This window comes from Ruegeria sp. BHSA162 (assembly GCF_059613385.1).
On the sequence record NZ_JBXWSK010000149.1, the window covers coordinates 1 to 2,034 of the forward strand.

Genomic DNA, 2,034 nt, shown 5'->3' on the forward strand with positions numbered 1-2,034 from the left:
ATCGTGACCGTTGCCACCGTGCAGAACATCATTGCCAGTGTTTCCGTTTAGCGTGTCATCCCCGTCAGCGCCGAACAACGTATCATTTCCGGCGCCACCATCGATAATGTCATCGCCGTCATAGCCGTTGATCTGATCGTTGCCCTCGACCCCGCTCAGATTGTCCACGCCCGGTCCGCCGGCGATGACCAGGTTTCCGTCCACGTCCGACAGTATGGTTCCGGTGGACGCATCCTCGGCCTCGGCCGGGTCTTCGAAAGAATCGTCAATCTCAAGCAGATTTCCTTCGGGAATGTCTTCGACGGCATCTTCTTCGATGACATCGTCGTTGTCCTCGTCCTCATCCCCCGAGAATACGTCGCTGATCGCGCATGCTGCGCCGCCCATTGCGGCCAGGCCGAACAATCCGAGCAGAAACATGGGAACCCTCCGAAAGCGTGCCGCCCCGAGTGTGAAATATCCCATGTCGCCAGAGGGTTGGTCAAAGCCAACCTGAGTCTGTGGTTAACCCTTTGTCACCGGTTCCACGGTTCGGGTTGCTGGGTATACGCGATGTAGAGCGGATGCTTGGGGTGGCCTGCCTTGCTGAGCCCCAGGTGGAACAGCGGCTGGCCGGTGCCGCGCAGCAGGCGCTCGACCGCCGGGCCGCGATCCAGATGCGCGCCATGGGTGCCCCAGGCGGCGATCACCTGATCGGCCCAGTCCACGCCGGCCAGAATGGCAGCGTCGTTCTCGGGCCCCACCGGGTCGGCCGCCGCGCGCATCTTGCGCGGGTCGGTGTCGCGCCAGGCAAAGATGTTGGTCACCTGGAACGCCCCGAACCCCAAGGCCCGCGCGCGCCGCTCGCAACGCTCGACGGTCGGGTCATTCTGCACCTCGGTCGCGGTCGAAGGGTTCAGCATCACGAACAGCGCCCGGCGCCCGGCCGGATCCCAGATGCGGGTCAGGCTGTAGCGATAGCGTTCGCAGTCGGAATAGACGGCTGTCGAGGGCGCGTCGCCCTTGGTGTGGGACCGGGTGATCATGCGCCTTCGCTTAGCACGGGACCTAACCGGCGAACACCCGGCTGGGGTGCAGTTCACCGGATTTGTAGACCCCCACCGCCACGGCCTTGCCGTCGAACGATGCCCAGGCCTCGTCGCCGTATTCCACGTCGCCGGCTAGAACCATGCCGGGGTTGCCGTTGCGTAGGCGGGTGGCGCCTTCGGGGGTGCATTTCAGCTCGGGCAGGTCGGCCAGCCCTTCTTCCAGCGGGCGCAGGTGCTCATCCAGCGCCGGGGTTTTCGCCATCTCGTCGATCTGCTCGATGCTCAGGCCGTCCTCGGCCTCGAACGGACCGGACCAGATCCGGCGCAGCTCCTTGACGTGGCCATGGCAGCCCAGCGCCGCACCCAGGTCGCGGGCGATCGAGCGGACATAGCCACCCTTGCCGCAGGTCATTTCCAGCACGACATGGTCGGGGTCGGGCCGGTCGACCAGCACCAGTTCCTCGATCCACAGGGGCCGGGCGGCCAGTTCGACATCCTCGCCGTCGCGGGCCAGCTTGTAGGCGCGCTGACCGTCGATCTTGACCGCCGAGAACTTGGGCGGCACCTGCATGATCTCGCCCACGAAGGGCAGCAGGGCCTGCTTGATCTCGTCATCGGTGGGGCGCAGGTCGCTTTCCGCGATCACTTCGCCCTCGGCATCGTCGGTATTGGTGGCCTGACCCAGCCGCATGGTAAAGGTATAGGCCTTGAGCGCATCGGTGATGTAGGGAACGGTCTTGGTGGCCTCGCCCAAAGCGACGGCCAGAACGCCGGTGGCTTCGGGGTCGAGCGTGCCGGCATGGCCCGCCTTTTTGGCGTCCAGCGCCCAGCGGACCTTGTTGACCACGGCGGTCGAGGTCATGCCTGCCGGCTTGTCGACCACCAGCCAACCGGAAATGTCACGACCCTTGCGTTTGCGTCCCATGATGCACCTAGAATTCTGCTGAGGCGCGCGACCTAGCGGATCGGTCCGGCGCTGTCAATTTGCCGGGATGTCCTCGACCAC

At 64.9% G+C, this 2,034-nt stretch carries 3 protein-coding genes; all 3 read right to left on the bottom strand.

Annotated elements, in window-relative coordinates:
• Positions 1-420 (bottom strand): calcium-binding protein (locus tag AC2FM5_RS19540; protein ID WP_496737637.1); only part of this gene is annotated, 420 nt, incomplete at its 3' end.
• 95 nt (positions 421-515) lie between these two features.
• On the bottom strand, positions 516-1,025 hold the full coding sequence (locus tag AC2FM5_RS19545; RefSeq protein WP_170341998.1) for a DUF1643 domain-containing protein: 510 nt from the start codon (positions 1,023-1,025) through the stop codon (positions 516-518).
• Positions 1,026-1,047: 22 nt separating this feature from the next.
• The gene (gene truB / locus AC2FM5_RS19550) at positions 1,048-1,953 is read right to left on the bottom strand and encodes a tRNA pseudouridine(55) synthase TruB (RefSeq protein WP_496737640.1); all 906 of its coding nucleotides are present in this window, start codon (positions 1,951-1,953) and stop codon (positions 1,048-1,050) included.
• Positions 1,954-2,034 lie beyond the last annotated feature (81 nt).

Coding starts and splice junctions, on each gene's coding strand:
- AC2FM5_RS19545 (WP_170341998.1), bottom strand. CDS start 1,025: ATGATCACCCGGTCCCACACCAAGGGCGACGCGCCCTCGACAGCCGTC.
- truB (WP_496737640.1), bottom strand. CDS start 1,953: ATGGGACGCAAACGCAAGGGTCGTGACATTTCCGGTTGGCTGGTGGTC.